Source organism: Neisseria iguanae (genome assembly GCF_003013245.1).
In the GTDB taxonomy this organism is placed as follows: Bacteria; Pseudomonadota; Gammaproteobacteria; order Burkholderiales; family Neisseriaceae; genus Neisseria; species Neisseria iguanae.
In genome coordinates, this window is the sequence record NZ_PXYY01000025.1 from 20,163 (window position 1) to 27,099 (window position 6,937).

Here is a 6,937-nt window from a genome sequence, read left to right on the forward strand (position 1 = left end):
CCTTTTATTATAGCTTAAAAATCAATCAAACAAATCGCCCAATTTATCTAAAAACGATTTTTTGCGCGGGGTTTGGCTACGGTCAAGGCCGGTGGAAATACGTTCGAATTCTTCCAGCAACTCTTTCTGGCGGTCAGTCAGATTCACAGGCGTTTCAACCACCACATGGCAGTATAAGTCGCCGGTGGCACTGGAACGCAAGGATTTGATGCCTTTGCCTTTCACCCGCATGCGTCGGCCGTTTTGTGTTTCTTTCGGGATGTTGAGTTTGACTTTGCCATCCAAGGTCGGCACTTCCACATCGCCGCCGAGTGCGGCCACGGCGAAGCTGATGGGCAGTTCGCAATGCAAATCCAAGCCGTTTCGCTCAAAGATTTTGTGTTCTTTCACATGCACGTTGACGTACAAATCACCTGCCGGGGCGCCGTGCCGACCTGGTTCGCCCTCACCACTCAAGCGGATGCGTTGGCCGTCGTCGATACCCGCAGGAATATTGACTTCCACGGTTTTGCTGGTTTTGATGCGGCCTTCGCCACGACATTTGACGCAAGGGTCTTTGATTTCCTTACCAGAACCATGACAGGTCGGACAAGTCTGCTGCATTTGGAAAATTGCTTGGCGGATATGTACCGTACCTGAGCCATGACAGGTCGAGCAGGTTGTCGCCGACGTACCCGGTTTCGCGCCGCTGCCGTGGCAGACACCGCATTCTTCGTAAGTCGGGATATTGATGCGTTTTTTCAGTCCCTTAGCGGCTTCTTCCAGGCTGATTTCCACGCCCACCTGCAAATCCGAACCCTGATAGTCGGGCTGACGGCCGCCTGCGGCACCACCGAACATTTGGCTGAAAATATCGCTGAAATCAAAGCCTTGCGCACCGCCAAAACCGCCACCGAATCCGCCACCAAAACCACCGGCGCCGCCCATGCCTTGTTCGAAGGCAGCATGGCCGTATTGGTCGTACATGGCGCGTTTTTCTTTGTCGGAAAGCGTGTCGTAAGCTTTTTGAATTTCTTTAAATTTTTCTTCTACCTCTTTATTGTCGGGATTGCGGTCGGGATGGTACTTCATTGCCAATTTGCGGTAGGCTTTTTTGATGTCGTCGTCACTGGCGCTTTTGGCTACGCCCAGTATTTCGTAATAATCTTTATTGCTCATGGTCTGTATAAAAGTTTGGGAAATATTAAAATTGATGTTCATAATATGGGCTTTATGGCAAAACTCAAGAGGCGGTGCGGATTTATTGCTCGGATCTGTTGGCGGCGCAAACCCTAAGGCCGTCTGCATGCTGCGTCATGTTTTCATGACGGCCTGTTTGCCTGTAGAATATGCAGATAGTTTAAAGCATTGGCACAACTCTTTTACCTTCCTGCCGCACGGTATTTTTCGAGAACGGTTTACACCATGAATACTGTCAAATCTTTATTGTGCGCCCTGTTCTGGTATCCGCCGCTGCCCATGCCGCACCGTCCGAGAGGGCGCGCCGGAGCGCCAAGTCGCCGAAGCCGTATTTGCCGTCAAAATCGGTGAGCGAGTTTTGGTTTAAGATGTTTGAGCTGCCGTCGCCCATTAAAATCATGTTGAGAATGGCCAGCATATACACGCTGGAAAGCAGCTCTAAGCCTAATAGTTGCTCGGCTTTGATTTTGGCCTCTTTTTGGCGCAGCGCTTCGGGCGAGGTAGTGTTGTTTTTGGCATCTATCAGCATTTCATTCATGGCGGCAACCAGCAGACCGGCAGAACCGGTGGCGAAGTCCCACACATAGCTGTCTTTGTTGACCCGCGCCAGTTTTGCCAGCAGCGTGCCGACGTAAGACGGGGTAAGTACCACGTCGTTGAGCTTGTCTTGCGTAAAGCCGAGCCACGAATACATTTCGTTAAACAGTTTGACGGTAAAGTCGGTGGTCAGGCCGATTTTGTAGTAAATGCCTAAATCATCGATGATTTTGTCAAACACGCGCTTGAGCTGGCTCTCGCCGTTGTGCACTTAATCAGGTCTTTTTTCTGCGGCGGCAGGTGTTTTTCCTGCAAAAAGGCGTTGATACGGCGGATTATAATGTCGCCGTCGCGCTCGCCTTCCATTGCGCTGGATTTCAGGTCGCCTTTTTCTAAAGGCGCAACTTTGCCGGGCACGCCCAAGGTGGCGATAATCGAAGCAGCCACGAGATACACGCGGTCGTTTTCGCCCAAGCCTTTTTCGTTTTGGTAAATGTCGTTGTTGAGCTGCTTTAAGCTGACATCGATTTCCTGCTTGCGGCGGACTTTGATTTTGTCGAGCTCTTCAGGAGATAGGGCAAGGGTTCTGACCTTTTCGATAAAACCGTCGAAATGCTGCGGGGCAAGAAACGACAAATCGCTGAAATCGCCGATTTTTTGGCCGACACCAAGTTGCTTTTGGCAACGTGATATACACCGATTTCGGTGCGGATTGCGCCTGTATTTTCATCACGGTATCCCGTTACGCCGATGGCGATAATGTCGGTGTAAGAAGTGTGATGCAACACGGCATTGGCATAATGCACCGCGCCATTAACGGCATAGCTGTTGATATTTTTAAACAACGGCTCACCTTTGGCATTGCGGTTTTCGACATTGCCGTCTGCATCGAGCCTGACCAGCTTGTCTTTATAGATAGCCTTTGTATTCAATCAGAATCGGGTAATCCTGCCCGCTCTTTGCGCTGCGCAACAGTAATTTGGCATCGATGAGGTTGCCGCCCGGGCCGCCGTTTTTGGAATAGTATTCTTGCAGGGCTTTGTCGATTTCGGTGTTCAGAGATTCTTGCTCGAGCTTGTAGTCGAGCCGGTAGGATTTGAGCCAGCCGTTGGCAAGGTCGGCGATATTGGGTTCGATGGATTTGGCCATGGAGGTTGTTCAAATCCGTAAGAAAGGTTGGAAATATTCGGTTCTAAAGGCCGGATCATAACAAAAAACGTCTATGCCGTCTGAAAACAAACGCACACCGCCGATACGATTGTTATATAATTCCTGTTTGATTTTTAACGTACCGTCTGAAGCCAATATCATGCAAGAACAATACCAACCGTCCGCCATCGAACCGGCGGCGCAAGCAAAATGGGACGAAGCCCGTATTTTTAATGTATCGGAAGATACGTCCAAACCAAAATACTACTGTCTGTCGATGTTCCCCTACCCCAGCGGCAAGCTGCACATGGGTCATGTGCGCAACTACACCATCGGCGACGTATTGAGCCGTTTCAAATTGCTCAACGGTTTCAATGTTATGCAGCCTATGGGTTGGGACGCGTTCGGCATGCCGGCGGAAAATGCAGCGATGAAAAATAACGTCGCCCCTGCCGCGTGGACGTACGACAACATCGAATACATGAAAACCCAGCTCAAAAGCCTCGGCTTTGCGATTGACTGGGATCGCGAACTGGCCACCTGCACGCCGGAATACTACCGCTGGGAGCAATGGTTGTTTACCAAGCTGTTTGAAAAAGGCATTGTTTACCGCAAAAACGGCACGGTCAACTGGGATCCGGTCGACCAAACCGTGTTGGCCAACGAGCAGGTCATCGATGGTCGCGGCTGGCGTTCGGGCGCGTTGATTGAAAAACGCGAAATCCCGATGTATTACTTCAAAATCACCGATTACGCCGAAGAGCTGCTGGCCGATTTGGACAAACTCAACCATTGGCCGGAGCAAGTCAAAACCATGCAGCGCAACTGGATCGGCAAATCACGTGGCATGACCGTACGTTTCCCGGTAGCCGACAGCAGCAAACAAGGTTTGGAAGGCGATTACGCCAACTGTCTGCAAGTATACACCACCCGCCCCGACACCTTGCTGGGTGCGACTTATGTAGCTGTAGCCGCCGAGCATCCGTTGGCAACTGCTGCCGCTGCCGATATGCCGCAACTGCAGGAATTTATTGCCGAATGCAAAGCCGGTTCGGTGGCAGAAGCGGACATGGCGACCATGGAAAAACGCGGTATGCCGACCGGCCGTTACGTCATCAACCCGCTCAACGGCGAAGAGTTGGAAGTATGGATTGCCAATTATGTGGTGTGGGGCTATGGCGACGGCGCGGTAATGGCGGTTCCGGCGCACGACGAGCGCGATTTCGAGTTCGCCAACAAATACAGTCTGCCGATTAAACAAGTCATCACCGTGGGTGACAATGAGTTCGATGATAAAGAATGGCAAGAATGGTATGCCGACAAAGAAAATGGCGTATTAATTAACAGCGGTGAATTCGACGGCTTGGGCTTTCAGACGGCCTTCGACGAAATCGGCGAAAAACTGCAAAGTCTGCAATTGGGCGAGCCGAAAACCCAATACCGTCTGCGCGACTGGGGTATTTCTCGCCAACGCTACTGGGGTTGTCCGATTCCGATTGTTCATTGCGAAAGCTGCGGCGACGTGCCGGTGCCGGCCGACCAATTGCCGGTAGTGTTGCCGGAAAACGTTGTCCCCGACGGCATGGGTTCGCCTTTGGCCAAAATGCCCGAATTCTACGAAACTACCTGTCCTCATTGCGGCGGCGCGGCGAAACGCGAAACCGACACCATGGATACCTTTATGGAATCAAGCTGGTATTTCTTCCGCTACATGTCGCCGAAATTTAAAGACGGCATGGTCAGCCCGGCAGCCGCCCGATACTGGGGCGCGGTCGATCAATACATCGGCGGCATCGAACATGCGATTTTACACCTGCTTTACGCACGCTTTTTCACCAAGCTCATGCGCGACGAATGCCTGGTAAATGTGGACGAACCCTTCGAGCGCCTGCTGACACAAGGTATGGTCGTGTGCGAAACCTATTTCCGCGAAGGCGCAAGCGGCAGTAAAGAATGGATTAATCCGGCCGATGTCGAAGTACAGACCGACGAAAAAGGCCGTCCGGTATCCGCCACTCTCAAAGCCGACGGCCGTCCTGTCAAAATCGCCGGCACCGAAAAAATGTCGAAATCGAAAAACAACGGCGTTGATCCGCAAGCGCTGATTGAAACCTACGGTGCCGACACCGCCCGCCTGTTTATGATGTTTGCCGCGCCGTCCGAGCAATCTTTGGAATGGAGCGACAGCGGCGTGGAAGGCGCACACCGCTTCCTGCGCCGCCTGTGGCGCACCGTGTTTGACTACCGCAAACAAGGCGAAACCGTGACCGCCTTCTCCGGCAATCAAGACGGTTTGAGCAAAAAGCTGAAAGAATTGCGCCACAAGCTGCACAGCACCATCGCCAAAGTCAGCGACGATTACGGCCGCCGCCAACAGTTCAACACCGCCATCGCCGCCGTGATGGAATTACTCAACCAATTTGACAAGACCGACACCAGCAGTGAACAAGGCCGCGCCGTAGCGCAAGAAGTACTCGAAGCTGCCGTGCGCCTGTTGTGGCCGATTGTGCCGCACATCTGTGAAGCCTTGTGGGGCGAATTAAAGCCGTCAGAAACCTTGTGGGCAGCCGCTTGGCCGCAAACCGATGAAGCCGCTTTGGCGAAATCGGAAATCGAAATCATGGTTCAGGTCAATGGAAAACTGCGCGGCAAAATCACCGTAGCCGCCGATGCCTCGAAAGAGCAAATCGAAGCCGCCGCGCTGGACAGCGAAGGCGCGGTAAAATTTACAGAAGGCAGACCTGTCAAGAAAGTCATCGTCGTGCCGGGGCGTCTGGTAAATATTGTGGTTTAATGGGAAGCAATGGCTTAAGTTGATTTAACACCGGTTAAAGGCCGTCTGAAAAATTTTCAGACGGCCTTTTGATAATAAAGAAAAGGGCTGACGTAGATTAGCCCTAAATTTCACACCATTTTCGCAAAATTTTCAGCCGTTCTTTTAGTGTGCCAAAGTTAAAGCGAGCCCCTATTCTTTCAAGAACAATGGAAAAGATTTGGAACTGCGCAGATTATCCCCAAACACCACACCATTTCCGCAGCATTTCAAGCTGCCCGGACGGTACGCCAAAGTCAAAGCGGAACCCACATCCTTTCAAGGACAGCGGGCAAGATTTACGGCCAACCCCATTGTATTTGCGCAAGACGCACTTCGCCCGGTTCCAACAATTTCCAATGCCGCCGATAGGGTTTTGACGGTCTGCAAAAAGCTGTGAACGGTTGATGCGCTGATGCGCGAACCTGCACTGCATCAAGCACGCCACAGCCCCTGTCACTACCGGTATAAACAATGCTGTCAGGTGTTGTTTGCTGTTTGATAACCGGAAATAAGGCATCCTTCCCGTTATCTCCCGCAACGGCGGTACCAACTTTTCCCTGCCGCTTTAAGGTGGCGGATACCGCCGCTTTCCCTGCTGCCACACGGCCGCGTTTACCCTTACGCCGACCGCCGAAATAACCCCCGTCCGGCCCGGTAGGGCCTCTGAAAACCCCGCCGGTTGCCTGCGCCAAATGACAGGCTGTCACCCGGCGGGTTTTGCGGTAGGACAACATAGCCCAACCGGGTTGGGTACCCAGAATATCAGCGGCTGCACGGGCTGTGGCTGACGGTACGAAAAACCGGAGAAATTTTCTTTGGGCATTCTTTGTTAATTTGCAATGGTTATCTTTATTTTTGCAGTCTGGCACGACTGCCAATCTGCTTCAGTCTCTATTTTAAAAGCAATAAAAAGAGAAATAATAAACAAACGCCCGCAGATTCGCATAGCAAGTACAACTTTTGATAACAGAAAAAGGTCAGTATGCGGCAGCATACTGCCTTTCCCGACAAGAAAGATTGCATATCAGCCGCACACAACCGACCTTAGAGCAAAAATACTGCCCTTCCAAGCTACCGCAACCAAACCGCACAAACCATAGGCTGCCACAAACCCGCCCTCAGCCGCGGGCACAGCCAACGGAACATACTGCTGCCGGCAGGTGCAGAAACATAGCGAAGCAGAGAAGGCAAAAGCAACCGCCCGAAAAATAACCGATACCGCCAAACAGGCCGCAGCAGCGTTGGTTGCCCAAAAAT

At 51.9% G+C, this 6,937-nt stretch carries 6 protein-coding genes and 1 pseudogene; 1 reads left to right on the forward strand and 6 read right to left on the reverse strand.

Features of this window, described 5'->3' with window-relative positions; translation table 11 throughout:
• Window positions 1-21: 21 nt before the first annotated feature.
• The 4 genes from dnaJ to C7N83_RS15855 form a co-directional block, all read right to left on the reverse strand.
• Complete coding sequence (gene dnaJ / locus C7N83_RS05660; protein WP_106741242.1) at window positions 22-1,158, reverse strand: molecular chaperone DnaJ; 1,137 nt, start codon at window positions 1,156-1,158, stop codon at window positions 22-24.
• A 256-nt stretch (window positions 1,159-1,414) separates the two neighbouring features.
• A complete protein-coding gene (locus C7N83_RS15845; RefSeq protein ID WP_245911142.1) occupies window positions 1,415-1,987 on the reverse strand; it encodes an N-6 DNA methylase in 573 nt (190 codons plus the stop codon).
• The gene (locus C7N83_RS15850; RefSeq protein WP_245911143.1) at window positions 1,930-2,352 is read right to left on the reverse strand and encodes a hypothetical protein; all 423 of its coding nucleotides are present in this window, start codon (window positions 2,350-2,352) and stop codon (window positions 1,930-1,932) included. Before C7N83_RS15850 ends, C7N83_RS15845 begins: the two co-directional genes overlap by 58 nt.
• Before the next feature lie 273 nt (window positions 2,353-2,625).
• On the reverse strand, window positions 2,626-2,865 hold the full coding sequence (locus C7N83_RS15855; protein WP_245911144.1) for a hypothetical protein: 240 nt from the start codon (window positions 2,863-2,865) through the stop codon (window positions 2,626-2,628).
• A gap of 160 nt (window positions 2,866-3,025) precedes the next feature.
• Between C7N83_RS15855 and leuS the strand changes: the two genes are divergently transcribed.
• Window positions 3,026-5,659, forward strand: a complete 2,634-nt coding sequence (leuS, locus tag C7N83_RS05670) for a leucine--tRNA ligase (protein ID WP_106741243.1) — start codon at window positions 3,026-3,028, stop codon at window positions 5,657-5,659.
• A 214-nt stretch (window positions 5,660-5,873) separates the two neighbouring features.
• Here leuS and C7N83_RS05680 read toward each other — a convergent pair.
• A pseudogene (locus C7N83_RS05680) lies at window positions 5,874-6,549 on the reverse strand (transposase).
• A 155-nt stretch (window positions 6,550-6,704) separates the two neighbouring features.
• Window positions 6,705-6,937, reverse strand: a 233-nt coding sequence (locus C7N83_RS14665) for a hypothetical protein (RefSeq protein WP_170064822.1), incomplete at its 5' end; no start/stop codon positions are given.